The sequence below is a fragment of the Streptomyces scopuliridis genome, from assembly GCF_042790125.1.
Classification (GTDB): Bacteria; Actinomycetota; Actinomycetes; order Streptomycetales; family Streptomycetaceae; genus Streptomyces; species Streptomyces scopuliridis_A.
In genome coordinates this window covers 1-26,515 of record NZ_JBHTZS010000010.1, presented here as the reverse complement: position 1 = coordinate 26,515, position 26,515 = coordinate 1, and the positions used below count along the sequence as shown (strand labels likewise).

General features: G+C 72.5%; 21 protein-coding genes. 9 read left to right on the top strand and 12 right to left on the bottom strand.

The window, feature by feature from the left end; genetic code table 11:
- Positions 1–77: 77 nt before the first annotated feature.
- The 3 genes from ACFRKB_RS17520 to ACFRKB_RS17510 form a co-directional block, all read right to left on the bottom strand.
- Complete coding sequence (locus tag ACFRKB_RS17520) at positions 78–665, bottom strand: GNAT family N-acetyltransferase (protein WP_383106734.1); 588 nt, start codon at positions 663–665, stop codon at positions 78–80.
- A gap of 121 nt (positions 666–786) precedes the next feature.
- On the bottom strand, positions 787–2,121 hold the full coding sequence (locus ACFRKB_RS17515) for a GAF domain-containing protein (protein ID WP_383106733.1): 1,335 nt from the start codon (positions 2,119–2,121) through the stop codon (positions 787–789).
- A gap of 182 nt (positions 2,122–2,303) precedes the next feature.
- On the bottom strand, positions 2,304–3,956 hold the full coding sequence (locus ACFRKB_RS17510) for an acyl-CoA dehydrogenase family protein (RefSeq protein WP_383106731.1): 1,653 nt from the start codon (positions 3,954–3,956) through the stop codon (positions 2,304–2,306).
- Positions 3,957–3,973: 17 nt separating this feature from the next.
- Here ACFRKB_RS17510 and ACFRKB_RS17505 point away from each other — a divergent pair, with 17 nt between their 5' ends.
- Positions 3,974–5,137 (top strand): YihY/virulence factor BrkB family protein, encoded by a 1,164-nt coding sequence (locus ACFRKB_RS17505; protein ID WP_383106730.1) that lies wholly within the window; start codon positions 3,974–3,976, stop codon positions 5,135–5,137.
- A 17-nt stretch (positions 5,138–5,154) separates the two neighbouring features.
- Here ACFRKB_RS17505 and ACFRKB_RS17500 read toward each other — a convergent pair whose 3' ends face one another.
- Genes ACFRKB_RS17500 through ACFRKB_RS17485 form a run of 4 tightly spaced genes read right to left on the bottom strand, consistent with a single transcriptional unit; the run spans position 5,155 to position 12,112 of the window.
- Positions 5,155–8,781: an SAV_2336 N-terminal domain-related protein gene (locus tag ACFRKB_RS17500; protein WP_383106729.1), complete on the bottom strand. Its 3,627-nt coding sequence runs from the start codon at positions 8,779–8,781 to the stop codon at positions 5,155–5,157.
- Entirely contained in the window at positions 8,771–9,775 is a 1,005-nt protein-coding gene (locus ACFRKB_RS17495) for an AAA family ATPase (protein ID WP_383106727.1), read from the bottom strand. Before ACFRKB_RS17495 ends, ACFRKB_RS17500 begins: the two co-directional genes overlap by 11 nt.
- A gap of 46 nt (positions 9,776–9,821) precedes the next feature.
- Positions 9,822–11,717, bottom strand: coding sequence for a VMAP-C domain-containing protein (locus ACFRKB_RS17490; protein ID WP_383106726.1), 1,896 nt, complete (start codon positions 11,715–11,717; stop codon positions 9,822–9,824).
- Positions 11,714–12,112 carry a CU044_2847 family protein gene (locus ACFRKB_RS17485; RefSeq protein ID WP_383106725.1) on the bottom strand — a complete coding sequence of 133 codons (399 nt, stop codon included), beginning with the start codon at positions 12,110–12,112 and terminating at the stop codon, positions 11,714–11,716. The genes ACFRKB_RS17490 and ACFRKB_RS17485 overlap by 4 nt, the downstream gene beginning before the upstream one ends.
- 101 nt (positions 12,113–12,213) lie before the next feature.
- Here ACFRKB_RS17485 and ACFRKB_RS17480 point away from each other — a divergent pair, with 101 nt between their 5' ends.
- Entirely contained in the window at positions 12,214–12,954 is a 741-nt protein-coding gene (locus ACFRKB_RS17480) for a helix-turn-helix domain-containing protein (protein ID WP_383106724.1), read from the top strand.
- Here ACFRKB_RS17480 and ACFRKB_RS17475 read toward each other — a convergent pair.
- A complete protein-coding gene (locus tag ACFRKB_RS17475) occupies positions 12,894–13,301 on the bottom strand; it encodes a VOC family protein (RefSeq protein WP_383106722.1) in 408 nt (135 codons plus the stop codon). The two genes, ACFRKB_RS17480 and ACFRKB_RS17475, sit on opposite strands and share 61 nt — an antisense overlap.
- A 159-nt stretch (positions 13,302–13,460) precedes the next feature.
- On the opposite strand from ACFRKB_RS17475, the gene ACFRKB_RS17470 reads away from it, so the two are divergent.
- Both ACFRKB_RS17470 and ACFRKB_RS17465 read left to right on the top strand, forming a co-directional pair.
- Positions 13,461–14,246 carry a response regulator transcription factor gene (locus tag ACFRKB_RS17470; RefSeq protein ID WP_383106721.1) on the top strand — a complete coding sequence of 262 codons (786 nt, stop codon included), beginning with the start codon at positions 13,461–13,463 and terminating at the stop codon, positions 14,244–14,246.
- Between the two features lie 7 nt (positions 14,247–14,253).
- Positions 14,254–15,369, top strand: coding sequence for a sensor histidine kinase (locus tag ACFRKB_RS17465; RefSeq protein ID WP_383106720.1), 1,116 nt, complete (start codon positions 14,254–14,256; stop codon positions 15,367–15,369).
- Positions 15,370–15,457: 88 nt separating this feature from the next.
- On the opposite strand, the gene ACFRKB_RS17460 is transcribed toward ACFRKB_RS17465, so the two are convergent.
- Positions 15,458–16,348, bottom strand: coding sequence for a S1 family peptidase (locus tag ACFRKB_RS17460; protein ID WP_383106719.1), 891 nt, complete (start codon positions 16,346–16,348; stop codon positions 15,458–15,460).
- Positions 16,349–17,008: 660 nt separating this feature from the next.
- The gene (locus ACFRKB_RS17455) at positions 17,009–18,175 is read right to left on the bottom strand and encodes a serine hydrolase domain-containing protein (protein ID WP_383106718.1); all 1,167 of its coding nucleotides are present in this window, start codon (positions 18,173–18,175) and stop codon (positions 17,009–17,011) included.
- 279 nt (positions 18,176–18,454) lie between these two features.
- On the opposite strand from ACFRKB_RS17455, the gene ACFRKB_RS17450 reads away from it, so the two are divergent.
- From ACFRKB_RS17450 to ACFRKB_RS17440, 3 genes are all read left to right on the top strand, one after another.
- Positions 18,455–18,778, top strand: a complete 324-nt coding sequence (locus ACFRKB_RS17450) for a plasmid stabilization protein (protein WP_383106717.1) — start codon at positions 18,455–18,457, stop codon at positions 18,776–18,778.
- A 304-nt stretch (positions 18,779–19,082) separates the two neighbouring features.
- On the top strand, positions 19,083–20,819 hold the full coding sequence (locus tag ACFRKB_RS17445) for a glycoside hydrolase family 13 protein (RefSeq protein ID WP_383106716.1): 1,737 nt from the start codon (positions 19,083–19,085) through the stop codon (positions 20,817–20,819).
- A gap of 124 nt (positions 20,820–20,943) precedes the next feature.
- The gene (locus ACFRKB_RS17440) at positions 20,944–21,210 is read left to right on the top strand and encodes a GlsB/YeaQ/YmgE family stress response membrane protein (RefSeq protein WP_030350666.1); all 267 of its coding nucleotides are present in this window, start codon (positions 20,944–20,946) and stop codon (positions 21,208–21,210) included.
- Positions 21,211–21,286: 76 nt separating this feature from the next.
- Here the strand turns inward: ACFRKB_RS17440 and ACFRKB_RS17435 are convergent, their stop codons facing one another.
- Positions 21,287–22,315 carry a sporulation protein gene (locus tag ACFRKB_RS17435; RefSeq protein WP_383106714.1) on the bottom strand — a complete coding sequence of 343 codons (1,029 nt, stop codon included), beginning with the start codon at positions 22,313–22,315 and terminating at the stop codon, positions 21,287–21,289.
- A 118-nt stretch (positions 22,316–22,433) separates the two neighbouring features.
- A complete protein-coding gene (clpX, locus tag ACFRKB_RS17430) occupies positions 22,434–23,723 on the bottom strand; it encodes an ATP-dependent Clp protease ATP-binding subunit ClpX (protein WP_383106713.1) in 1,290 nt (429 codons plus the stop codon).
- Positions 23,724–23,845: 122 nt separating this feature from the next.
- On the opposite strand from clpX, the gene ACFRKB_RS17425 reads away from it, so the two are divergent.
- The gene (locus tag ACFRKB_RS17425; protein WP_383106712.1) at positions 23,846–25,030 is read left to right on the top strand and encodes a TetR/AcrR family transcriptional regulator; all 1,185 of its coding nucleotides are present in this window, start codon (positions 23,846–23,848) and stop codon (positions 25,028–25,030) included.
- A gap of 284 nt (positions 25,031–25,314) precedes the next feature.
- Positions 25,315–26,421, top strand: a complete 1,107-nt coding sequence (gene rsgA / locus ACFRKB_RS17420) for a ribosome small subunit-dependent GTPase A (protein WP_383106711.1) — start codon at positions 25,315–25,317, stop codon at positions 26,419–26,421.
- Positions 26,422–26,515 lie beyond the last annotated feature (94 nt).

Sequence of the window (26,515 nt, the reverse complement as noted above, 5' to 3'; positions counted from 1 at the left end):
TCCACTGCTATCCAATATGTGGACCCAGTCGTCCCACGGAGCGAGACGATGTGGCGCCCGTCACGGGCCGGGAGGGTTTACGGCGCGACCGGCGACTCCTCCTCGACAGGCGCCGCCTCCTCGACCGCCTCTTCCTCGACCGCCTCTTCCTCGACCTTGGTGTCGAAGAGCCGGAAGCCCCGGCGCAGATAGTTGTCCATCGCGTGCGGCCCGTCCTTCGAGCAGGTGTGCAGCCAGACCCGCTTGGTCGGCTCCGTCCCCGGCCACCGCCCGGCCAGGTCCCAGGCCCTGGCCACTCCGTACGAGAGCAGATGGCCGCCGATACGCCGGCCGCGGAACTCGGGGATCAGCCCGAAGTACACGATCTCGACCGTGCCTCCGTCCTGCGCCGCCAGTTCCATGTATCCCGCCGGGGTGCCCCGCTCGTACGCCACCCAGGTCTCCACCCCGGGCGCGGCGATGGTCTTCTGCCACTGCTCCCGCGTCAGCGAGAGCCGGTCATACCAGCTCACATCGCCGCCGACGGCCGTGTACAGGAACCGGCTGAACTCCGCCGACGGCACCTCCGCCCGTACGATCCGTACCTCGCCCGGGGGCGCGGCGGCGGGCCGCAGATCGTCGGGCGAGGTCTGTTCCAGGGACCAGGTGGTCACGGAGATGCTCATACCGGCCAGAAAACCACGCCGCCCGGACGCGCCGGTAAGCGGCCCCGTGCCGCCCGGCCCCCCGCCCCCGTCGCGGACGCCGTCCCGCATGCCCCACACGCATGCCCCACACGCATGCCTGTTACGGACAGGGCAGCCGCCGCGCTCCGAGCACCGCCGGGGCCGTCGAGTGCGGCAGCAGATCGCCGGGGTCCTCGGGCCGTACGACCTCCACCTCGACCTCCTCGCTGAAGCGGTAGGGCCGGTGCGCCAGCACACCCGACAGATGGCGCCGCACCCGCGACATCTCGGCCCGTACGGTCACCGCCCTGGTCGGGTCGCCGAAGACATCGCCCGCCAGCTCCGCCGCGCTGCGGCCCGCCCGGTGCACCGCCAGGATGTACAGCAGCTCGGCATGGCGCGGGGTCAGCTCCTGCGCCCAGCTGCCCGCCGACCCGGACACCGCGACCGACCAGCGCCGCGGCCTGCTCAGGTCCAGCACCACCCGGCTCGGCGTCTCGGTGGGCGGACACTCCTCGTCCACCTGTATGAGCCAGCCGCCCGGCAGCGGCTCGACCGTGCACATCCCCAGCGAGGGCAGCCAGAGCCGGCCGGCCCGCAGCGTCTTCGGCAGCGGCAGCCGGTCCACCGGCGGCATGCCCGTCACCGCCGCCGTCCAGCCATGAGGGTCGACCGCCAGGGCGCGGCCCCCCAGCCGGCACATGATCGGCGCCGCCACCGAACGCAGCCGCTCCACGGCCCGGCCGTGCCGCTGGCGCAGCTCGCTCTCCGCGAGCCGGGCGACGGAACTCACCAGCGCCAGCGTCGTCGGATGGAAGCCCGTCGCCGGGCCGCTCACATCGACCACACCCAGCACCCGCCCGTCGCGCGGATCGCGCACCGGCGACGCCGCACAGGTCCAGGTGTGCAGTTCCCGCACGAAGTGCTCGGCCGAGTGGACCTCCACCGGCCGGCCCAGCGCCAGCGCCGTGCCTATCGCATTGGTCCCCATGGCCCGCTCGGACCAGGCGGCGCCCTCTTCGAGCCTGACGCCGTCCGCCAGCCGCAGCATGGGGACGGCGCCCTCCCGCCACAGCACCCGCCCCTCGTCGTCGGTCACCACCATCACCTGGCGCGAGGAGTGGACGATCTCGCGCAGCGAGCCGCTGAGCGTGTCCATCGCCTCGCTCAGCACGGAGGCACGCCGGCGCTGCTCCAGCTCGTCCGGCCCCAGCAGCGCACCGTTCACGGACCGCTCGGGATCCAGCCCGATCCCGAGCATCCGCCGCCAGGACGCCTCGATCACCGGCCGGGGAGCCACCGGCGGCGGCTCACCCGCGAGCGCGGCGTCCCGTACGCGGTGCAGCAGCCGAGTGGCCCGCGCACCGTCCATGGCCATGAGCCGCGCCAGATCGAGCGGCACGCCGTGCGGGGGTGTGTCCTTGTCCTTCAGCGGCTTCAGCGGTACGTCCTTCATCGGGCCCCCGGTCACCTGCGGTGCGTCGGATATCCAGCGCACCCGCTTGCAACGGCCTGCAACTCTGGCGGACCGCGGGCTGGTGCGTGAGAGTGAAAACAGGCCAGGGGTGGTGCCGTGTCGGCGCGGCACCACCCCGGTCTGCCGCCGGACAGCGTCTCGGCCCTGTCCGGCGGACCGGCTCAGACGCCCGGCCCGGCCCGGTCCACGACCGCCGCCAGACCGAGCGTGTGGGGCAGCGTGCCGAAGGCCGTACCCCAGTCCCCGCCCAGCCGTGAGGCACAGAACGCGTCGGCCACCTCCGGCGGCGCCCACCGCACCAGCAGCGAGCCCTGGAGCACCAGCGCCAGCCGCTCCACCAGCCGCCTGGCCCGCGCCTCGATGCCGGACAGATCGGCCAGTTCGGTCAGCAGCCCCTTGATCGCGCCGTCCAGCCGGTGATCGGCTCCCCGCGCCTCGCCGACCTCCTGGAGCACGGCGTTCAGCGCCTCGGGCTCGCGCTGGAGAGCCCGCAGCACATCAAGGGCCTGCACATTCCCCGAGCCCTCCCAGATCGAGTTGAGCGGCGACTCGCGCAGCAGCCGCGGCATGCCCGACTCCTCCACATAGCCGTTGCCGCCCAGGCACTCCAGGGCCTCGGCCGCCACCGGCGTACAGCGCTTGGTCACCCAGTACTTGGCCGCGGGCACCGCGAGCCGCAGAAAGGCCCGCTCCCGGTCCGCGCCGTCGCCGCCGTTCTGGACGGTGTCGTACGCGGACGCCAGCCGCAGCGCGAGCGTCGTCGCCGCCTCCGACTCCAGCGCCAGATCCGCCAGTACGTTGCGCATCAGCGGCTTGTCGATCAACTCGCCGCCGAACGCGCTGCGATACGTGGCGTGATGCACCGCCTGCGCCACCGACTGCCGCATCAGCGCGGCCGAGCCCAGCACACAGTCGAGCCGGGTCGCCGCCACCATCTCGATGATGGTGCGCACCCCGCGGCCCTCCTCACCGACCCGGCGCGCCCACGTCCCGTCGAACTCCACTTCGGCGGACGCGTTGGAGCGGTTGCCCAGCTTGTCCTTGAGCCGCTGGATACGGAACACATTGCGGGTGGAGTCGGCCAGCACACGCGGTACGAGGAAGCAGGTCAGACCGCCGGGCGCCTGCGCCAGGACGAGAAACCCGTCGCACATCGGCGCGGAACAGAACCACTTGTGCCCGGTCAGCAGATACTCGCCGGCCGCGTCCAGCGGCACCGCGCGCGTCGTGTTGGCCCGTACGTCGCTGCCGCCCTGCTTCTCCGTCATGCCCATCCCGAAGAGCACGCCGGCCTTCTCCGCGGCGGGCCGCAGCCCCGGCTCGTACCGGTGGGAGGTCAGCCTCGGCTCCCACTCGGCGGCGAGCGCCGGCTCCGTACGCAGCGCGGGCACCGCGGCGTGCGTCATCGACACCGGACAGCCGTTCCCGGCCTCCACCTGCGTCCAGACGAAGAAACCGGCCGCGCGGCGCAGATGGCCACCGGGCCGGCCCCAGGCGTCGGTCAGCCCCGCGCCGACCGAGCGCCCCAGCAGCTGATGCCAGGCCGGATGGAACTCCACCTCGTCGATCCGGTTCCCGTAACGGTCATGGGTGCGCAGCTTCGGAGGGTTCTCATTGGCCAGCGCACCCCACTCCTGCGCCTCGGCGGATCCGGCGGTCCGGCCGAGGGCCGTCAGCTCCGCGCGGGTCTCGTCGAGAAGTGCGGGCGCGCTGTGCCGCTCCACGCCCTCGGTCAGGGCGCGGTCGGCGCTGAAGACGTCGTACCCCACCAGGGGCGGAACCTGGTTGGTCACTGTGTGGGTGCTGGCTGCCATGCCGATACGGTAAGGAGGTGCAGGCAGCAAAAGAAACACCCGAGCGACCAGCGGGTCGACTCCACCGGGCCCGAGTCCTCTATCGCGACGTATCCAAGCGGAAGATGGCCTGGCTGCTGCTGAAGGACACCGTCAACTCGTGCATCGAGTACCGCATCCTGGGGCTCGCGGCCGAGGCGGCGTTCTTCACCCTCCTCTCACTGCCGCCGCTGCTGCTCGGGCTCATCGGGCTGCTCGGCTATGTGGACGACTGGACGAACACCACCACCGTCGCCTCCATCGAGCGGAACATCCTCGCGGCGGCCGGCACGGTGCTCTCGCAGCGCGGCGTCGACGAGATCGCCAAACCCCTGCTGGCGGACATCACGCACGGCGGGCGGCCCGATGTCATCTCGCTCGGTTTCGCGATCGCGCTCTGGTCCGGCTCACGGGCGGTCAATGTCTTCGTCGACACCATCACGGTGATGTACGGGCTCGACGGCCGGCGCGGCATCGTCGCGACCCGGCTGCTCGCCTTCCTGCTCTACATCGTGGCGATCCTGATCGGCGCGGTGGTGCTGCCGCTCGCCGTGGTGGGCCCCGACCGGGTCGTGGAGTTCATCCCCTGGGGCACGGAGGTCGTCAGCGTTCTGTACTGGCCGGTGGTGATCCTGCTCTCCATCGCCTTCCTCACCACGCTGTACCACGTCTCCGTACCGGCGCGGTCGCGCTGGATCGAGGACGTTCCCGGCGGTCTGGTCGCCCTCGGGATGTGGGTGCTCGGCAGCTTCCTGCTGCGGATCTATCTGACCAGTACGGTCGAGGGCCCCACCATCTACGGCTCTCTCGCCGCCCCCATCGCCGTACTGCTCTGGATCGGTGTCTCCGCGTTCGCCGTGCTGGTGGGCGCGGCGGTCAACGCCGCCATCGACCGGGTCTGGCCGTCGGTCGCCACCGCGGCGGCGCGGGCGGCCAATGAACGGCTGCGCGCGGCCCAGGCGGCGGAGCTGGTGGCCCGTACGGTCGCGGTGGAGGGGCCGGAGGGACCGCAGGACGACGATGTGACCGACCCGGACATGCCCTCGGAGTTCCCGGAGCGGTGGTCCCGGTTCCTGCCGCCGGACGATGTCAAGGCGCGGATGAGGTCGGGGCTGCACGGGGCGCGGGACCGCGGCAAGAGCCGTGACGGACAGGGGAGTTAGTCCGGTCCGGTCCGGTGTCATCCGGACTGGTCCGGCCCCTCGGCGGTCTCCCCGTTCTCGTCGTCGGCCCCGGCGGCGGTGCCGCCGCCGAGCAGACGGCGCAGCCAGGAAGGCCGGGAGGCGGGCTTGGGCGGCGCGTAGTGGATCACCCGGTACCAGACGACATGGGTGGTGCCGTCCTCGGTCGCGGCGTCGAAGGGGCGGTAGCCCTCGGGCGCGCCGATCCGCCGGTACTGCTCGTCCCGCAGCCCCAGCATCAGGGCGATCTTCCCGTTCCCCAGCCCGCCGAGCCCGCCCAAGGCCGGTGACTTCCCCTCCAGTTCCAGGGCGACCGCGTCCGGCGGCCCGTGGTGGAGATGGACGGTCAGCACCACGGGCAGCGGGAAGAGCCACCGCGACATTCCCTCGGCCAGGATCGGCGCGAACGGGTCGACGAGCCGGTCCAGCACCTGGGCCAGGGTGTATTCCGGTGCGGCCGTCACCCGTAGCGTGCTGTCGGGGACCGTGAGGGTGCCGTGCTCCTCGAAGACGCCCGCGTCGCCGAACGCCTCGCGACAGGCCTGCCGGAGCCGAGGAATGAAGAAGAGCCTGGCTTCGGCCCGGGTGTCGCGGGGGACGCCGAACAACTCGGCGCCGCCGATGGCGAGGTGGACAGCGTCGCCACGGACGGCCTGGGGCGGAGCCTCCGGCGGGGCCTCCGCTTCGGGCTCCGGCTCCTCTTGCGTGACCTCGGCTTCCGGTGGGCCTCCCGTGCCGCGCTCCGCCAGCACGAAGCGGGCGTCCTCCAGCGAGCGGCGCCAGGCGCGCAGTTGCTCCCGCTCCCGCTCCGCCCACCGGCCGTCGACGCCGTCCAGCGGTTCGCCGTACCAGTGCCCGAGAGCCGCGTCGTACAGCCGGGCCGCGCGCCGCCGCTCGCCCCTCTCCTCCGCGCGCACGGCGTCGTCGGCCAGCTGTTCCGCGACGGCGAGGTCCAACTCCGTGTCGAGCCGCAGACGGTACTGCCCGTCGGGCCCCTCCACGGCATGTCCTTCGTCCAGCAGGAGATCGACGGCGTCCGCGACCTGGCTCCAGTCCCACGGCGTGCTCGTGCCCTCCAGAGCGAAACCCAGCTCCTCGTGGGACACCAGCTCGCCGCGCGCCAGCAGCAGCCTGCTGAGGACGGCCCGTACCGCGTTCGAGGCGGGTGCACGGTCGCGCCCGCCGTGCATCGCACGCAGCGGTCCCAGTACGCCGTACTGCCAGGTGCTGCCCGGTACGCCCGACGACCTCAGCGCGTCGGCGCCGCGCCGGCGGGTCTCGGCGGCGCCGGAGAGGAGATCCATGATCGCGGACTCCAGTGCGGCGGGCAGATCGGGCCGCAACTCTCGCGGCGGTCGCCAGGAGTGCGCGGCGCCGAAGGGGTCGACGCCGGTGGCGAGTTCGTACAGCACACGGCCCAGGGCGTGCAGTTCGTCGTAGGTGTCGTCGTCCGGGAGAGCGCCCCCGAAGCCGCGGAGTTTCACCATGCCGTCCGACAGCCTGATGATGTTCGTCAGCGATGGCGGCTCCGGCCGGACGCCCCTCTTCCAGGCATAGGAGAGGACATCGATCACCTGCGCCGCGATGTCGGTGATCTCGGCGATGGGGAGCGGACGGTGTCCGTTCTCCGCCAGCAACCCGGCAAGGCTGCTGCCCCTCAGGGCCTCGCTGACCAGGTAGACGACGCCGCCGTCCGTGCCGTGCTCCCGCATCTTCACGACACCGGGGTGCCGCAGCACGGCGGTGGACTCGTGCTCCGACCTGGCCATCGCCAGGAGGGAATCGCGCATCCCCGGCCGTTCGAAGATCTTGACGGTGACCGTACGGCCCCGGTCCTGCTCCCGGTCGCGCTCCCGGTCGTAGGCCCGCCACACCACGCCGTGCGTACCGCGTTCGATGACCTCCACCAGCCGGTACCGGCCGGCCAGTACCCGCTCTCCGTTCCCCGACGCGGGCCCGCCCGGCGGCTCGGGTCCCCGCAGCAGCCGCACGCTCTCCCGGCTCACCAGCGCGAACGGTTCGCCCGCCGCCCGGCCGTCCCCCGCCGGGCCGTCGCCGCCCAGGAGCGCCCGGAACTCGCCGCGCGCCGAGCCCGCGCGCGACTCGATCACGGCCCCGACCCGTTCGAGCAGATCGACCGTATGAGCGAGCCCGGTACGCGACAGCGCGCCGAGCAGCAGTTCGCGCACGCCGGGCCGGAAGTCATAGGACCCGGCGGGGCCCGGTACGGCCGTGAGCATCCCGCTCAGCACCACCTCCGCCAGATGCTGCGGCTGCGGACGCTCCTCGACGGCCGCCTGTACGAGCCGCATCACGGGCAAGTGCGGTGGGCCCACCGCCAGATGGGCCGCGAGCCGGACCGCCTGCGGGGAGGCGACCGAGCGGAAGCGCAGCACCAGCTCCCTGGCCGGCACATGTCGCGGGATCAGTCCGTCCCCCGCCTCCCCGGGGAGCGTCACGGAAGGTCCGGCCGGCGTCCCGTCCGTCAACAGGGCCGCCGCGCCCGGGAATTCGGTGCCGGCCGGGGAGGCCACCAGCCCGGCCCAGTGGTGCAGCCACTCCGGCGCCGGTTCGAGCACTGGCACGGGAACGCCCCGTGCCTCGCCGTCGTACGGGGTGAAGCGCAGCGCGGTGTTGGGCGCGCCGGGACCGGCCGCCGTGAACAGTCCGGGCACCGGCGCCGGCGGGGTGTGCCGCCACATCCGTTCCGGCAGCGGCTGGACCACGGCCACCGGCAGCTCGCGGGTCCAGCGCCGCAGCGTCCGGTACCACTGCCGGCCCGCGGCCCCCGCCGCTCCCGTCGCTCCCGGCCGCCACTGCGGGCCCATCATGTCGCTGAGGATCAGCACCATCGTCCGCCCGGCCGTCCACTGCCGAGGGGGTACGGAGCCGTCCGCGCCGAGCCGTACCAGCTCCACCGTACGGAACGCGCCCGTCTGCCCGAAGGCCGTGTACAGATCGTGCGCGAGCGGCTCCCACATGGCCATCGTCGGGCCGCGGTCCAGCACGAACCGCAGATGGAGCCAGCGCTCCGGCGCGGGCCTCAGCTCTGGCAGCCACTGGCCGCGCCGGGCGCCGAGCGAGGCGATGCGGTGTGCGGTGCCCGTCTCGTCCAGCTCGCGTTCGCGCGCCGAGGGCACGGTCCTGCGCAGCGGACGCAACGCCCGCTGGACCGCGAGCGGATGGGAGATCATCGGCGGTGCGGGGGTGAGCACCTCGGCCCGCGCGTCCGGAACCGGGGGCGGCGCCGGCCCGGTGACGGGGGGCGGCGCCGGGCGGTGCAGGGGGACCCGGCCGTCCGGGCTGTGCGCGAAGGGGGTGTCTGCGGAGCCCGGGTCCGGCACGGCCCCTCCCGGGGGAGTCCGTGGGGGATCCATGCCCCGCGGAGACGCGCCGTGGGGGATGGTCGCACGCTGGGCGGGACCCCGCTGGGGCAGCCGGGGAGCGGCCTCCGGCCAGGCTCCGGCGGCGGTGCCGATTCCGGCGTCCGGCTCGGGCTCGGGCCGTATGTGCGTCGCCAGCCACAGCACCTCGGCCAGCTCCCGGCCGGTCGGCGGATCGCCGCCCGCCGCCGTCAGCACCTCGCGCAGCGCGGCCGGTCCGGAGAACGCCCGGTCAGAAGTCATCGGGTTCCGGTGTCCGGCTCAGATAGCTCATCAGCCGGTCCGCCAGCTCGTCGCGCGTGGGCGCTTCGAGCCCCGAAGTCCTCGCCAGATAGATGGCGTTGAGCAGCTGGTCCGTCGCCAGCTCGCCACCGCTGCCCCGCTCCAGGAACCGGTGGACCAGCTCCCGCGCCTGCCCGTCGAGCGGGCCCAGATGCGCCCGGACGATCGCCTCCAGATGCGCCGCCTCCGGCTGCTTCAGCTCCAGCGTGACGCAGCGCCGCAGAAACGCCGGCGGGAACTCCCGCTCCCCGTTGCTGGTGAGGACGGTGAACGGGAACGCGCGGCAGCGCACCCGCCCCCGTTCCAGCGCCACCAGCCGGTCCGAGTCGGCGACCAGCACCTCCGCCGTGGAGCGGGTCCGCGCGGCGCGCACCAGCTCGGGGATCTCGTACTGCCCCTCCTCCAGGATGTTCAGCAGATCGTTCGGGAGATCGAGATCGCTCTTGTCGATCTCGTCGATCAGCAGCGCCCGGGGCCGCTCGTACGGCAGCAGCGCCGTACCCAGCGGGCCGAGTCGCAGATGGTCCTCGATATTGGTGTTCTCCGGATCGCCGCCCTCCGGGCCCCGGCCCGCCGCGTAGAGCCGGGAGAGCGGGTCGTACTGGTACAGCCCGTCGCCGAGCGCGCTCCGGCTGGTGATGTTCCAGCGCAGTACGGGGCCGAGCCGCAGCTCCCGCGCCACCGCGTACGCGAGGCTCGACTTGCCGCTGCCCGGAGGGCCCGTCACGAGCAGGGGCCGCCGCAAGTACAGGGCGGCGTTGACCAGTTGGACGCTCTCGTCCGTCGCGCGGTACGCCTGCGCGCGGTGCACCCGGTCGGGCGAGGGCGCCGGGTCGTCCTGGGGCGGCTCGACCACGGGGCCGCCGTTGAAGGCGCGCCAGGGCGGCGGCTCGGGCAACCGCATGATGCCGTCGTGCGGTTCATCGGCTCCGGTGTAGACCGGCCACAGGGGCATGGGCGTTCTCCAGGTCTCGGCTTCGACGTGGCCGGGGGGCCGCGGCTCAGCCGACGGGCGACTGACTCAGTGGGGGGACATCGGGGAACCAGCGCGGATCCTCCCAGACGAAGGAGAGGTCGGCGGCCCAGTGCGGCTCGGGCCCGTCATGGCCGAAGGCGCGCTTGCGCAGTTCGAAGATCCGCTCGGGCAGATCGCCGGGCGGCAGTACGGAGAGCTGGTCGGCCAGCGCGTTCAGGAATGCGGTGCCCCGGCAGGAGTCGCCGCAGGACGCGCCGCCGGCGCAGCCCGTGCGCGGCCACAGCACGATCGGGGCGGGGGCGTCCAGTACCGCGGTGTGCAGCCGGTCGCGCGGACTCTTCGGCGGTCTGGTCAGCCCCACCGGGCCCACCACGTCCTGGAGTTGTACGGTCAGCCACTCGGGCCTGGCGGAGCCCGCGCAGCTGATCCCATGGACGGCGGAACCCGGCTGCCGGTCGAGTACGTCCCACATCTTCTTCAGCCGGAACTGGAGCCGCTTGCTGCCCCGCCGGTCGTGGTCCATCACCACCACCGGCGCGACACACCCCAGCGGCGTTCCCATCCCCTTGCGCGCGCTCCACTGGTCGACCGGCTTGTTGAGCCAGCGGCGCGGCAGGGCGAACGCGATCAGCTCCCTGCCCTCGGTGTCGATCTGGGCGAACGCGTCGTCGATACGGTCCAGCACCCAGGCCCGGACCTCGCGCTCCGCCAGCCGCTGTTCGGCGACCAGCCGCCGTTCTCCGTCGCGGTACGCGGACACCTCGACCAGCAGCGCGCCGCGGTCGGCCCCGCTGCGCGTGATCTCGACGAGGATGGGCGACCAGCGGCGGGTGGCGGGGCGCACGGGGGATGTCCCCACGGCGGGTCCCGGGGCCGGAGCCACGGCCAGGGCGGGTGCGTACGGTTCGGCGTGCTCGGCCGCGTACGGCGGCGCCGGCGCGTAGCTCATGAGGCCGACGGCCGCGTGGCTCACGGCGGGCGGCGCCACGGGCGGTGGATCGTGCCGCGCGCGGTGCGCGCGGGACCAGTCGCGCAGCTCCGCGCCGAGCGTCGCGTCGCCGACCAACCCGGCCAGCCGAACGGTGAGTTCCGCGAGCGGCAACGCGCCAGGACCCGGCCGCCCGCCCTCCGACAGCAGATACCAGACCGCCTCCCAGAGACTGCCCGGCTCACCGGGCGGCGGCTCGACCCCCAGCGGTCCGGCGGCGCCGCGCAGCAGTCTGCCGAGGGCACCGGTGAGCGCGGGGGAGTTGGCGGGCGCCGGGGAGCCGGCGCGGGCCACCAGCTCGCGCAGCCACCGCTTCTCCTCCGCCGGATAGCCGGGGGTGGGGACGAGATCGGCGAGCGGTGCCCAGTGCCGGGCGAGGATGCGCGCCGGGATCATCCGGCTGGTGTGGCTCACCGGGTCGTGCGAGACGACCATCCCGGCCACCGTACCGGTGCTCTCCACCATCACGGCGGCGCCGCTGAACCCGTGATCGGTCTTCTGCCCGTAGCCGCGCCAGCCTCCCAGCTGAGCCCACTCGTCGCGGATCAACTGGCTTGAGGTGGCCCGTAATTCGCTCTGCACGCCCTCCTCGTCGTACCCGAACGGGAAGCCGTACGCCACCAGCTTCGGCGCGGGCGAGGCGTACGGCGCGTCGAGCGGTGCGAAGGCGGCGGGGACGAGGCCCGGCGGCCGGTCCAGCTCCAGGACGGCCAGATCGCCCGGGTCGCGGTCCCCGCCCGCCCAGGCGTGTCCCCGTACGACCACCCGGGCCGGTACGGGGGCGAGCCCCGGCGCGCCGGGGAAGACCACCGAGGCCCGGTCGCCGGTCACCACATGGGCGCAGGTCAGCACCGTACGGCCGGAGACGAGGAAGCCGGAGCCCACCGCCCCGTCGGTGTCGATCCTGGCGTGCCAGGCCGGGGAGCGCGTCACCGGCCCGCCGTTCCCGGACTCCCCGCCGTTCCGGAGTCTCCGGCGGAAGCGGACTCACCGGTGGCGGCGGACTCACCGGTCGCGCCCGGGTTCCAGGAGAGTTTGACCGTCATATGGCCCTCGGCCGAGGTCTTGGCGATCACCGCCCCGGCCTCCGCCATCAGCTTCACCCCGAACTCCAGCTCCACACCGTCCGGTTGGAGCGAGCCGTCCCGGAACACCGCGAGCGCGGATTCCGCGGCCGAGCGGATCCCCTGGAGCGCCTCGCCGAAGGTATGGCCCGCCTGCGCGAGGGAGTTGCCGCGCGCCACCGGTCTGGCGCCCGGCGTATCCCGGTCGACCTCGACCACGACGGTGGCACCGCTGTCGGTGGTGAACTCCATCAGTGCCGTCATCGTCGCCCCCGCGATGCGAACGCCCCACGTCCTGCCGGACCTGCCGGAGGCCCATTCTGGATCAATGGCCCTCGTCTCGGCGAGGCTTTAGGCTGATCCGTATGTATCGGGAACGGACATCGCGGCTGGAGGGCGCGATGGTCTGGACGCGGACGGCGCGGGCCGACGACGGCTCGCCTCCCTACCCGGTGCTGCCGGACGGCTGTATGGACCTGCTGTGGATCGGCGGCAGACTGCTGGTCGCGGGGCCCGACACCCGCGCGTACGCCCCCGAGGGCATCGCCGGGCTGCACTGCGCCGGAGTGCGCTTCGCGCCCGGGACCGCGCCGGCGCTGCTCGGCGTACCGGCGCACGAGCTGCGCGACCTGCGGGTGGAGCTGGCCGATCTGTGGTCCCCGGCCGAGGTGCGCCGGCTCACCGCCCGGCTGGCGGCGGCCTCGGACCCGACGGCCGCGCTGGAGGCCGTCGCGCTGCGCCGGGCCGCCGCGGCGGGACCGCCGGACCCGCTGCCGCGGGCGGTCGTCGACGCACTGGAAGCGGGCCGTACGGTCGCCGCCACCGCCGACGCCGTCGGTCTTGGCGCCCGCCAGCTGCACCGCCGCGCGCTGGACGCCTTCGGCTACGGGCCCAAGACCCTGGCCCGGGTGCTACGGCTCCAGCGCGCGCTGACGCTCGTACGCGACGGCGTGCCGTTCGTCGACGCGGCGCTCGCCGCGGGCTGCGCCGACCAGGCGCATCTCGCCCGCGAGACCCGCGAGCTGGCCGGGCTCACCCTCGGTGCCTACGCGGCGCTGGCGAACAGCGAGACCCCGCAGCCGTCCGGGTCGAGGACCACCGCGTAACGCTGTCCCCAGACCGCGTCCCAGGGCTTCAGATGCCCGGCGTACCCGGCCGCGAGCAGCGCCTCGTAGGTGGCGTCCACCTCGGCGGGGCCCGCGCAGAGGAAGGCCAGTCCGATCCGCTCGCCGCCCTGCGGCCGGGTCCACCCCGGATCGAACGAGCGGATGGTCTCCTCCGTGTCCCAGAGGACGCGCAGCCCGCTGGGCAGGGTGGCCTCGGCGTGGGCCGCGGTGTCGGCGTCGGCGGGGATGTCCACACCGAGCAGCCGGTAGAAGGCGAGCGAGGCGGCCATGTCGGAGACGACCAGGCCGATCGCGTCGAGTCGTGGGATCCGTGGAGCGGTAGGCATGTGTCCACCGTAGGAGCGCGGGCCGGGGCGGGTCTTGAACGAATCGGACGCGCCCGTATCCGAGGCCGTCGAGGCCGTCATGGTCTCCGTATCCGGCCGTCATGGTTTCGTAAGAGGTCAGGGGCCGTGCGCCGGCCACGGCCCGAGGAGACTGGACGCATGCACACCATCCTGGTCGTCGATGACGATCCGACCGTCGCCGAGGTCGTCACCGGCTACCTGGAGCGGGCCGGTTTCTCCGTGGACCGGGCGGCCGACGGCCCCGAGGCGCTGCGGCTCGCCGCCGCCGGTCGGCCCGCCCTGGTGGTGCTCGATCTGATGCTGCCCGGCATGGACGGCCTGGAGGTGTGCCGGCGGCTGCGGGCCGCCGCGCCCGTACCGGTGATCATGCTGACCGCACGCGGCGACGAGGACGACCGGATCCTCGGGCTGGAGATAGGGGCGGACGACTATGTCACCAAACCCTTCAGCCCCCGGGAACTCGTCCTCCGCGTCGAGTCCGTCCTGCGCCGCCACGGCGACCAGGGCCGCGCGACGGGGGCCGCCGAGCCCGAGCTGCGCCGTGCCGGGATCACCCTCGACCCGGCGGGCCGCCGCGCCACCAAGGACGGCCGGCCGCTCGCGCTCACGCTGCGCGAGTTCGATCTGCTCGCCCACCTCATGCGCCATCCCGGCCTGGCGATCGGCCGGGAGACGCTGATGCACGACGTCTGGGGATGGGAGTTCGGCGATCTGTCGACGGTCACGGTGCATGTGCGGCGGCTGCGCGGCAAGATCGAGGACGATCCGGCCAGGCCCCGGCTGATCCGGACGGTCTGGGGGGTCGGCTACCGCTTCGACGACCCGGCTTCCGCCCCCACGGCTTCCGTAGAGGCCGTACCATCGCCCGCGCCCGCACCGGCGCCCGCACCGGCACACGCCCCCGTCTCCGCCGACGAGAGCTGAGCGCGCCGTGCGTGACATGGCGCTGATCGCGCTGTTCGCCTTCCTCGGCGCGGCCGCCGCCGGTCTGCTCGGCGCGCTGGTGCTGCGGCTGCTGCGGGACCGCTCGGTCGCCGTCGCCCTGACCGTCGTCGCCGCCGTCACCGTCACCGCGATGCTCGCGGGCACGCTCGTCGTCGCCCGCGCGATGTTCCTGTCCGCCCATGACCTCTCCGTCGTCACCACGGTCGTGGCGATGGCCGCGGTCGTCTCGCTGGCCACCGCGCTGCTGCTGGGGCGCTGGGTGGTCGCCCGCAGCCGCGATCTGGCGCTGGCCGCCCGCTCGTTCGGCGACGGCGGCAGCTTCGCCGCGCCCGACGGCGCCTCCACGGCCGAACTCGCCGCGCTGGGACGCGAGCTGGCGGCCACCAGCGCGAAGCTGACCGCCTCCCGGGAGCGCGAACGGGCGCTGGAGACGTCCCGGCGCGAACTGGTCGCCTGGATCTCGCACGATCTGCGGACGCCCCTCGCCGGACTGCGCGCCATGTCCGAGGCGCTGGAGGACGGCGTCGTCCAGGACCCGGACCGCTACTTCCGGCAGATCAGGGCCGAGGTCGAGCGGCTGAACTCGATGGTCGGGGATCTTTTCGAACTGTCCCGTATCCACGCCGGGGCGCTGGCGCTCGCCCCGACCCGGATGTCGGTGTACGACCTGGTCGGCGAGGCGCTCGCGGGCGCCGATCCGCTCGCCAGGGAGCACGGGGTACGGCTCGTCGGGGGCCGGGTGGAGGCCGTACCGGTCGAGGTGGACGGCAAGGAGATGACCCGCGTCCTCGCCAATCTCCTGGTCAACGCCATTCACCGGACCCCGGCGGACGGCACGGTCGCGGTGGCCGCCGAACGGCGCGCGGACTCCGTGGTTCTCTCCGTGACGGACGGCTGCGGCGGTATCCCGGCCGAGGATCTGCCGCGGGTGTTCGACACCGGCTGGCGCGGCACCCAGGCGCGTACCCCGCCCGCGGGCGCGGGCCTCGGGCTGGCGATCGTCCGCGGCATCGTGGAGGCGCACGAGGGCCGGGCCGAGGTGCGCAATGTGACGGGCGGCTGCCGGTTCGAGGTCACGCTGCCCGCGGCGGCCACCGGCTGACACACCGGTACGGCAGGCCGGGAGGACGACACGACGGGCCGCGCACCAGGTGCGCGGCCCGTCGGCGGTCCGAGGGAGGGTGTCTCGATTAGAAGACGCTCACGCCGTAGGCGTTGAGGGCCTCGACGACCGGCTGGAAGAACGTGGTGCCGCCGGAGGAGCAGTTGCCGCTGCCGCCCGAGGTCAGGCCCAGCGCCGTGCTGCCGGCGAAGAGCGCGCCGCCGCTGTCACCGGGCTCGGCGCAGACGTTGGTCTGGATCATGCCGTAGACGATGTCGCCGCCACCGTAGTTGACGGTCGCGTTGAGGCCGGTGACCGAACCGCTGTGGACACCGGTGGTCGAGCCGCTGCGGCGGACGCTCTGGCCGACCGAGGGGTTCGCGGCGGAGGTGATGTCCTGGTACGAGCCGTTGTACAGGTAGACCCGGCCGTCGGCCGCCGCCGCGTTGGAGTGGCGGATGATGCCGTAGTCGTTGTTCGGGAAGCTCGTGCCGGCGCGGGTGCCGATGCTCCAGGAAGAGCTGATGTTGGTGCAGTGTCCGGCGGTCAGCGCGTAGTACGTCGAGCCGCTGCGGACGTTGAAGCCGAGGGAACAGCGGCTGCCGCCGGTGGTGATGGCCTCGCCGCCGGCGATGAGCTTGTTGATCTTGCCGGGGGTGTGCTTGATCGTGACGCCCGCGGCGTCGCCCACGGAGTCCTTGATCGTGGCTATCTCGGAGGCCGTGACCGTGCTGTCGACGGTGACGACGACCTTGCCGGAGGCCTTGTCCGTGTACCAGGCCGTACCGGCGATGTCCGCGTCGGCGATGGCGGCGCTGGCGGTGGCGAACTGTGCCGCGGTCGGCTGGGGGGCCGGGGCCGGGGCGGCGACGGCCGACGGGGCCGCAAGCGCGACGGCGGTCACCAGACCGGAGGTGACGGCGAGGAGGCGGGCTCGTCTGGAAACCGCGCCGAGGGGGGAGAAGCGCTTGAAGGTCACAAAATCCTCCATAGGTGGGGGAACTGCGTGGCCCGTTGGGTGAGCGGGCCGCTGGGGGATGCGATCGTCCATGGCTATTCGGTTTTAGCCGTGGACCTGTCAACCGCACGGTGTGAATCGTTGACTCCGTTTGCTTTTGAAGCAAGGCCGAGTTCTGGACCGACGGCGTGTACCGTCCGCCGGCGGCCCGAAAATTCCCGAAGTCATGGGGTTGACAGCTCTGTTGGCCGCTCTCGCCGGCCCGGCCGACGGCGCGTACGTGAGCTGCTGCAAAGCCTGTGACAGCGGCAAAGCACCGGCAAATATCCATCAAAGCCCACGCCAGGCAGGGATTTTGCCTCCTGACGGCATTCGGCCACGCGAAGATCCGTCACAAACACACATGCTTAACGGAGGGTGCAGGATGGATGACGCAGTGGCTTCAAGTGACCGGGGGGAGGGGGTTGGTCGCTCGTGTCTATGCGCGTCCGCCGCCCGTTTAGGTGCCGTACCACCGAATTGCCCTCGCGTTGATCATGGCTGGATCTTTTCGGTACAGGCGCGGAACGGGTACGCAACAGCCCGAGACGGCACGGTGATTCGACCGGCAGGGCGCTCTTGCGTACCCGTGTGACGTGTGCTGCCGGACGGACCTGCTCCGTGAGGGCCCGTCAGGCTGGCTTACAGCGCGCCGTACAATGCGTCGATCAGCGCCATCTTGCGTGGATCGTCGGCGATGTTCGACCCCATCCGGTTCATGACGTAACCCATGCTGATGCCCGCCTCCGGATCCGCGAGTCCGCAGGAGCCGCCGAAGCCGTCATGGCCGACCGCCCTGGGATTGGGCCCGTACGAGCCGTTCCGGCCGCTCAGCCAGAGCCCGAGGCCGATCTCCGTGTCATGGGCGAAGCCCGCGCCCAGCACCAGGTCCCGGCAGGCGCCCTGGCCCTCGCGGACCCGCTCGACGGTCGCCTCGGAGAGGACGCGGTGCTCGCCGAGACGACCGCGCCCGGCCAGGATTCCGTACAGCGCGGCCACCGCGCGGGCGGTGCCGTGCCCGTTGGCGGCGGGCACCTCGGCGCCGCGCCACGCGGCTGTGTTGGCCTCGGCGGCGCCGGTCGCGGGGTTGCCCAGGGCCGCCAGCGCCACCGGCTCCATCTGGGCGAAGGCGGCGGCCTGTTCGCCGGTGAGCGGGGCGCGTGAATGCACCAGCTCGGCGGCGCGCGCGGCCTCCTTCTCCGGCAGCCCGATGGTGAAGTCGATACCGAGCGGCCCGGTCACCTCCCGGTGCAGGAACTCGCCCGGCAGCAGGCCCGTGACGCGTCTGACGACCTCGCCGACCAGGAAGCCGTAGGTGAGGGCGTGATAGCCGGACCGGGTGCCCGGTTCCCACCAGGGCTCCGTCGCGGCGAGCCGGGACGTGGTCAGCTCCCAGTCGTAGAGCTGCTCGACGGAGTGCGGCTCGCGCAGTCCGGCCAGCCCCGCGCGGTGCGCGAGCAGGTGCCGTACGAGCACGGACTCCTTGCCGGCGGCGGCGAACTCGGGCCAGTACGCGGCGACCGGCGCGTCCGGGTCGAGCAGTTCGCGGTCGATCAGCAGATGCGCGCACAGGGCCGTCGGACCCTTGGTCGTCGACCACACATTGACCAGGGTCTCGCGCTCCCACGGCCGGGTCCGCGCGCCGTCGGCCCACCCCGCCCACAGATCGACGACGGTCTCCCCGCCGGCCAGCACGGTGACGCCCGCGCCCAGTTCGCCGCGCTCCTCGAAGTTCCGCTCGAACGCGGCGCGCACGGCGGCGAACCGTTCGTCGCAGTGCCCCTGTATTGGCGGTACGCGTGGTGTCATCTGGCCCTCCGTCGCCCCCGGGCGGGCCGGGTGGCCCGTCGGCTGATCCGGTTGTCACGCAACGTACCGACTGGTCGGACCGGAAGGAAGATGTCGGACAGGGCCGGACGGAACGTCTCATGTGCGGCGTGATCGGCGCGGCCCATAGTGGTTCACGATTGAATCACTATGTGGCGTGCCTCGCGGGCGACGGCATCAAGTTGCCGGTCCTGAAAGGGGGTAGGAGGGTGACCTCAAGAGCACCATCCGGCATAAAACGGACCATGAGGAGTGATCCACATGCCACAAGGCTCCAGCGCGAAACGTGAGCGCCAGTACGAACACATCAAGGACAGCGCGCGGAAGCGCGGCGAGAGCACGGCGCGGTCGGAGCAGATCGCCGCACGCACCGTGAACAAGGAACGGGCCCGGGCGGGAGAGTCCCGTACGGCGAGCAAGACGTCGACCCAGGACATGTCGTCCTCCCGGCGCGGCGGGCAGCGCTCGCACAGCGGGGCCGCGGGGCCCACGTACGACCAGCTGTACGCCGAGGCGCAGCGCCGCAATGTGCATGGCCGCTCGTCCATGAACAAGGCCGAGCTGAAGCGCGAACTGGGCCGCTGATCCGCTCGCGGCCCGCTTCCCCGGCGGCCGGTCACGGTCTTCCGCAGCCGTGGCGGCGCTCCGCGTGTCCAGGGCCGCGTTCGGCGTGACCGGATCCGTGTCGGTCGCGCGGAGCGCGGCCGGCCCCCCGCCGAGAGGTGGCGCGTCGACCTCGTATGTCATCTCCGTACGTCATCCGGCCGAGCGGATCGCCGGGAGACCTGGCGGCCGTCGGCCGCGTGCTGGGCGCCCGGTGCGGTGAAGGGATGATCGCACCGCACCACTACAGTTTCAGCGCCCCCTCAGCCCAGCACGAGAGGTATCTGTGACTCAGTACGCGTTCCCGGACGGCGACGGCGACGGCAACGGCGATGGCGACGGAAGCGGCAGCGGCGGCGGAAGAGACCACGGGCGTGACTGGTGGCGGGAGTCCGTCGTCTACCAGATCTACGTTCCGAGCTTCGCCGACGCCGACGGCGACGGGATGGGCGACCTCCGCGGGATCACCGACCGCCTCGGCCATGTCGCCGAACTCGGCGCGGACGCCGTCTGGCTCACACCGTTCTACCGCTCCCCGCTGGCCGACGGCGGCTACGACGTCGCCGACTACCGGGACGTCGATCCGCGGCACGGCACCCTCGACGACTTCCGCGCGCTGCTCCGCCGGGCCCGTGCGCTCGGGCTCCGTACGATCGTCGACATCGTGCCGAACCACTGCTCCGACCAGCACCCCTGGTTCGCCGAGGCGCTGGCGTCCGAGCCCGGCTCGGCCGCCCGCGACCGCTTCGTCTTCCGGGAGGGACGCGGCCCCGACGGCGCCGAGCCGCCCGCGGACTGGCAGTCGAAGTTCGGCGGCCCGGCCTGGACGCGGGTCCCCGACGGTCAGTGGTACATGCATATCTTCGCGGCCGAGCAGCCCGATCTGAACTGGGAGAACCCCGACGTCACGGCGGAGTTCGAGAGCGTTCTCCGCTTCTGGCTGGACCTCGGGGTCGACGGCTTCCGCATCGACGTGGCGCACGGCCTGCGCAAGGACCTCACCACGCCGCTGCGCGACACCCGGGGCGGTGACACCGCGCCCCTCAACTCCCCGCCCAGCGGCGAGAACCACCCCTTCTGGGACCGCGACGAGGTCCATGACATCTACCGCGTCTGGCGGAAGATCACCGACTCGTACGCACCTCCCCGGATCATGGTCGCCGAGGCGGGCGTGAGCGCCGCCAGGCTGCCGCTCTACACCCGGCCCGACGAGCTGCACCAGGCGTTCAACTTCTTCCATCTGCGCTGCCCGTGGGACGCCGGATCCTTCCGCGACGTCATCGACACCTCTCTCACCGGTGCGGCCTCGGCCGGGGCCCTGCCGACCTGGGTGCTCTCCAACCACGACGTGGTACGCCACCGCAGCCGGTACGGGCTGCCGGAGGGCACGGACCTGCGCGCCTGGCTGCGGACCGACGGCCGGGACCCGGAGCCCGACGACGTCCTGGGCGGCCGGCGGGCGCGGGCCGCCGCGCTGCTGACCCTCGCGCTGCCCGGGACGACGTACCTCTACCAGGGCGAGGAGCTGGGCCTCCCCGAGATCGCCGAGCTGCCGGCGGAGGCGCTGCGCGACCCGATGTGGGAGCGCACGGACCACCGGGTGAAGGGCCGCGACGGCTGCCGGGTGCCGCTGCCGTGGACCACGGCCGGTTCCTCGTACGGCTTCGGTCCCGGGGGCAGCTGGCTGCCGCAGCCCGACGGCTGGGGCGCGTGGTCGGTGGAGGCCCAGTCCGGCCGGCCGGACTCCTTCCTGGAGCTGTACCGTACGGCGTTGTCCCTGCGCCGGGGCTTCCGTGGCGACGAGAGCTTCGCATGGCTGCCGTCGGCCCCGGGCGAACTGGCCTTCCGGAAGGGCGCCGGGCTGGTCTGCCGGGTCAACCTCTCCGACACGCCCGTGCCGTTGGCCCTGCCCGTCGGCGCGCGGCTGCTGCTGGCGAGCGGCGAACTGACGGCCGGTGCCGGGCAGGACACCACGCCGCTGCCGCCGGACACGGCGGTCTGGCTGGACATGAGCGAGGTCTGAACGGGACCTGAGCGGGACTCGGCCGGTTCCGGCGAGACCTGAAGGACCGGGCGGTGAACGCTCGCCCGCTGGGTATGCGTACAGTTGCGCAACTAAGCAACGTACGCCGACTGGGGAGAACGACGTGGGCATCATCAGCTGGATCATTCTGGGGCTGCTGGCCGGGGTGATCGCGAAAATCCTGCTGCCCGGACGCGATCCCGGAGGGCTGATCGGCACCACACTCATCGGCATCGCCGGTGCCTTCGTGGGCGGTTGGCTCTCCGCGAAGATCTTCGACCGCCCGGTGCAGAACGAGTTCTTCGACGCGGCCACCTGGGGCGCGGCGATCGGCGGCTCGCTCGTGCTGCTCATCGCCTACCGGCTGCTCTTCGGCAACTCACGGGACTGACCGGCCGGTAGGGCACGCGGGGCGGTGGCCGTCGGCCACCGCCCCGCGCGCGTCCGCCCAGGGGGCCGGCGGTTCGCTACTCGTCGCCGCCCTCGTCCTCCTCGCCCTCGAACGCGTCGCCGATCTCGTCGACGACCTCGGCGGCCACCATGCCGCCGACCACACCTACCGCGACGCCCGCCGCGACACCGGCCACCACCGCTCCCGTACTGGGACCGGACCGGTGCCCGCCGGAGTGGTGGTCGCCGTGGTGCCCGCCGTGATGTCCGCCGTAGTGCGGCTCGCCGTAGTGCTGCTCACCGTGGTGCCCGCCGTACTGGCCCGCGTGCGCGCCACGGCTGTCGACAAGTTGCTTGATCCACCTGTCGACTTCCGCGTTCCAGTCCACGTGCTGGACGTTGTGGTGCGAGACCGTGAACCGGTTGACCGTGTCGTGTCCGCCGGAGAAGAGCCCTCCGCGCTTGTCGGCCTCGATGACGACGTCCATCCCGCCCGGGGTGGCGAGGAACGTGACCTCGATCTCGTTCAGCGCGTGCGCGTAGTGCGCCGGCGGGGTCAGCTCGATCTCCTGGTAGAACGGCAGCCGCTGGTCGGTGCCGTTGATGTGGCCCAGTTCCAGATCGGCCGATTTGAAGCCCCAGCCGAGCTGTCCGAGGGCCTCCAGAATGGCCTCCTGGACCGGCAGCGGAGAGACGCTGAGCTGGTCGAGATCGCCCTTGTCCCGCGCTCCGGACACCTCCAGCTCGGTCCGTACCCCGAGCACCACACCCAGCGGCTGACCGTACAGCTCGGTCACGGGCGTCTCCCACGGCAGGGTCAGCGTGAACGGAATCGTCTGCTCCGACTCCTCCGCCAGCCGGAACCCGCCGGCGACGACGACCCGGTCGAAGACGACCGTGCCCTCGGTCTCCTCGTCGTGTCCCTCGGCCTCGACACGGGCGACCAGGTCCAGCGTGATCTGCTCGATCTCCAGGTCCGTACGGCCGCCCCGCAGCCGCACCTGACCCGACAGCGGGCCGCCCGGCACGGCGGCCACGCCGTCCAGCACAGTGTCGACCGAGGGCCCGCCGACACCGACGGCTCCGAGCAGTTTCTTGAACACCATCGTGGCGTCCGCTCCTTCATAGAGGTGTTGAACGCCACCAGAACTACCCCAGAAGGTAAAGCGGTTCCCAAGAGGCGCCCCGGCCAGGCATATTTCCAGCCACCCGGCCGGCCGCGCGCTACGCGGAGCGGTCGCGGCGCTCCCGGGTGCGGGCGGGCTTCTCGCGCGGTACGAGCGTGGGGTTGACGTTGTCGAGCACGGTGTCGCGGTCGACCACGACCCGCGCCACATCGTCCCGGCTCGGCACCTCGTACATCACATGGAGCAGCACCTCTTCGAGGATCGCGCGGGCCGCGCGGGCGCCGGTGCGGCGAAGCAGCGCCTGCTCGGCGATCGCGCCGATGGCGTCCTCGGTGAACTCAAGCTCCACGCCGTCGAGTTCGAAGAGTTTCTGGTACTGCCTGATCAGCGCGTTGCGCGGCTCGGTGAGGATGCGCGTCAACGCCGCCCGGTCCAGCGGCTGGACGGTCGTCACCATCGGGAGGCGGCCGACGATCTCCGGGATCAGCCCGAACTTCAGCAGATCCTCGGGCAGTACCTCGGCGTAGAGGTCGCGCCGCTCCCGCTCCTCCTTGCCGGCGATCGCCGCGCCGAAGCCGATGCCCTTGCGGTCGGCCCGCTGCTCGACGATCCGCTCCAGACCGGCGAACGCGCCACCGACGATGAACAGCACATTGGCCGTGTCGATCTGGAGGAACTCCTGCTGCGGGTGTTTCCGGCCGCCCTGCGGCGGTACAGAGGCGGTGGTGCCTTCCAGGATCTTCAGCAGGGCCTGCTGGACACCCTCGCCGGAGACATCGCGGGTGATCGACGGGTTCTCGCTCTTGCGGGCGACCTTGTCGATCTCGTCGATGTAGATGATCCCGGTCTCGGCCTTCCTGACGTCGTAGTCCGCCGCCTGGATCAGCTTCAGCAGGATGTTCTCGACGTCCTCGCCGACATAACCGGCCTCCGTGAGCGCCGTCGCGTCGGCGATCGCGAACGGTACGTCGAGCATCCGGGCGAGCGTCTGGACCAGATAGGTCTTGCCGCAGCCGGTCGGACCGATCAACAGGATGTTGGACTTGCCGAGTTCGACCGGCTCGCCCGCGTCCCCCGCCGCCCGGCCGTCCGTCCGGATGCGCTTGTAGTGGTTGTAGACCGCCACCGCCAGCGCCCTCTTGGCGTTCGTCTGCCCGACGACATACTGGTCGAGAAAGGCGTGGATCTCGCGCGGCTTCGGCAGCTCCAGGGGCCCGTCCCCGTGCGCGCCGTCGAGCTCCTCCGCGATCAACTCATTGCAGAGTCCGACGCATTCGTCACAGATGCAGACCGGGCTCGGACCCGCGATGAGCTTCCTGACCTGCTTCTGGTTCTTCCCGCAGAACGTGCATCTGAGCAGTTCGCCGCCGTCGCCGATGTGTGCCACTGGGAAGCGTCTCCTCAACGGTTGTGCGGCGTTCGCATGGTTGGACCATATGACATCACCATCTGAGACGTCACGGTATCGTGAACCGGCACTGAACAGCAACGCGGGGACGAGTGAGGGCGATGGGCCGGCTCAGCAGGGCGGAGCTGCAGGAGCACAACCGCGCCAAGGTACTGGCCGCCGCCCGGGACGAGTTCGCCGAGCGCGGGTTCAGGGACGCCAAGGTCGACGGTATCGCCGAGCGCGCCGGACTGACGCGCGGGGCTGTCTACTCCAACTTCCCCGGGAAAAGGGCCCTTTACTTCGCCGTCCTGGCCGGTCTCGCCGAGCGTGAGTCCGTCTCCGAGCCCCGGCCCGAGCCCGGGTCCGCGCCCCGGTCCGCGTCCGGCTCCGGGCCTGCCTCCGATGCCGGGCTCGCGTCCGACGCCGTGTCCGAGACCACCCGGGACGCGCTCGGCGCGCTCGCCCGCGCATGGGTCGCCCGGCTACCGCTGGCCGACACCGACGAGGAACACGGCCCGGCCCGGCTCGGACTGTATGTGCTGCCGGAAGTCCTCGCCGAGGGGCGGATCCGGCGGCCCTTCGCGCAGCTGATGAAGCTGGACGCGATCCTGCTCGGGCTGGCCCTGGAGCGACTTCGGCCGCCCGGGGAACACGACGGGTCCGGCAGCCAGGTGCGGATCGCGGAGGCCGCGCTCACCACCCTGCACGGCGCGAGCCGGCTCGCCGCCGTCGCGCCCGGCTTCGTGGAACCCTTCAATGTCGTCAGCGCCGTCGAGCAGTTGGCCGGCCTCGCGCTCCACGACTGGTGGCCGCCCCCGCATGTGATCACCCAGGCATGGCCGACCGACGAGCCGTGGGACCCGCCGAGGGTCACGGACGCGGTACGCGGCGAGCCCGCGCTGCTCACGGACGACGGCGTGGTGGCGATCCTCGGACTGCACCGCGTCGAGGCCGTGGAAGAGGCGGTTCGGGCCGCACCGCCCGGCGCCCGGATCACCGCCGTCCTGGTCACCGGCGACCCGGCGGAACTGGCACCGCTGGCGCGGCTGACCGTCGCCGACCTCTGCAACTGCCTGCGCCGGGCCTTCCCGCCCTCGGCCTGGCCCCGGCTGCAAGTGGTGTTCGACGAGTCGGGCGCGTTCGCGGCGGCGGCCGGCCTGCCCGCCGTCAGCGATGCCACCGAGGCCGCCGTACGGGTCGAGGCGGGCCGTATCGTCGCCCGCGCCGACGGCCGGGGCGCGTGCCACGCGGCGGCCTCCGCGGAGGTGGCGGCCCCGGCGGTACCGGCGGACGGGCCCGGATAATCGGCTCGCGCCACCTCGTCCGGTACGGCTAGGGTGAGCGCCGTACGGCCGACCGCTGCCATCAGTTGACGGCTGTCAGCCGTCACGGACCGGACCGGATCAGGCCGGATCGGACCGGATCGAGGAATCAGGAGGTGAGGACATTGATGACTGTCACCACGCTGGGCGCTGCCCAGGAACAGAGGTTCATCAATCCCACCCCCGTGGTCTCCGGCTGACCTTCCTCCCTTTTTCTTCTCGCGCCCACGCGCGCGTGCCGGGGCCACCCTTGTGAAGGGTCCCCCTTGTCTTTCTCCTCTCTGCTCGCGTTCCCCACGTCACACCCGCTCGTCCCGTACGGCTGGGACGAGGGCTGGGAAGCCGAGTTCGCTCCGTACGCCGAGCGCGGCCTGGTGCCCGGCCGGGTGGTACGGGTCGACCGCGGCCAGTGTGATGTCATCACCCCGGCCGGACCGGTGCGGGCCGACACCGAGTTCGTGACCCCGCGTGATCCGCTGCGGGTGATCTGCACCGGCGACTGGGCCGCCGTCGACCCGGGCGGCGATCCCCGGTTCGTACGGGAGTATCTGCCGCGGCGTACCGCGTTCGTACGGTCCACCGCCTCCACCCGCTCCGAGGGGCAGGTCCTCGCGGCCAATGTCGACCACGCCGTCATCGCGATCTCCCTCGCCGTCGAACTCGACCTCGGGCGGGTCGAGCGCTTTCTCGCGCTCGGCTGGGAGAGCGGCGCCCTCCCGGTCATCGTGCTCACGAAGGCGGATCTCGTGAGCGACCCCGCCGTGCTCGGCCATCTGGTCGAGGACGTACGGACCACCGCGCCCGGAGTGCAGGTGCTGACCGTCAGTTCGGCCACGGGGGAGGGGATCGATGTGCTCTCCGCCGTGCTGTCGGGCGGCACCAGCGTCCTGCTCGGTGTCTCCGGGGCCGGGAAGTCGACCCTCGCCAACGCCCTGCTCGGGGACGAGGTGATGGAGGTGCGGGCCACCCGCGAGGTGGACGGGAAGGGGCGGCACACCACCACGACCCGCAATCTCCTCACCATGCCCGGGGGCGGCGTGCTCATCGACACACCCGGGCTGCGCGGTGTCGGACTGTGGGACGCCGAGACCGGGGTCGGGCAGGTCTTCTCGGAGATCGAGGAGCTCGCGGCGGAATGCCGGTTCCATGACTGCGCGCATCTGGCGGAGCCGGGATGCGCCGTGCTCGGCGCGGTCGAGGACGGCTCGCTGTCCGTGCGGCGGCTGGAGAGCTACCGCAAGCTGCTCCGCGAGAACCAGCGCATCGTCGCCAAGACGGACGCCCGGCTGCGCGGCGAGATCCGGCGGGACTGGAAGCGCAAGGGCGCGGAGGGCCGCGCGGCCATGGAGGCCAAGCGCGGACGGATCCGGTAGCGGCGGGGGGCGGGGGGGCGGCGGGCCCGCCCCCGCCCGCCCCGCCCGGCGGGGCGGGGGGGCGCGGCTAAGGGGGGCGCCACACCGCCCGCCC